Below are 424 nucleotides of genomic sequence, written 5' to 3' on the forward strand. Positions count from 1 at the left end.
GGCGGGCGGGGGGGCGGCGGGGGGGGGCCGGGGGGGGGGGGGGGGGGGGGGGGGGGGGGGGGGGGGGGGGGGGGGGCCCTAAGGGGGGGGGGGGGGCGGCGCGGGGCGCCCCCCGGGCGGGGGGGCCCGCCCGGGGCGGCGGGGGAACCCCCCCCCCCCCCCCCGCCCCCCCCCCCGCGACCCGGCCGAGCACCCCCCCCACCAGCCCGGGGTCGCCGGTCGCCTCGTACAGCAGCGCCCCGCCGCTCGGCCCGATGACCGCGCCGGTGAGGCCCGCCGGCACCGCGTCGCGCTCGCCGACCAGCAGCTGGTACCACTCGTCGTGCTCGGTGCGCACGACGACCAGCAGCAGCCGCGGCCCGTCGGCGCACACGGTCTCCACCAGTACGGGCTCCACTTCGGGCGCGGCCCAGTCCTTGCCGCC

At 85.6% G+C, this 424-nt stretch carries 1 protein-coding gene; it reads right to left on the minus strand.

Annotation, left to right across the window (positions count from 1 at the left end):
* A partial coding sequence (locus A4V12_RS39680) for a maltokinase N-terminal cap-like domain-containing protein (protein ID WP_350497999.1) occupies positions 1 to 397 on the minus strand: 397 nt, incomplete at its 3' end.
* Positions 398 to 424 lie beyond the last annotated feature (27 nt).

It is taken from the genome of Streptomyces noursei (assembly GCF_001646665.1).
GTDB classification, from domain to species: domain Bacteria; phylum Actinomycetota; class Actinomycetes; order Streptomycetales; family Streptomycetaceae; genus Streptomyces; species Streptomyces lavendulocolor.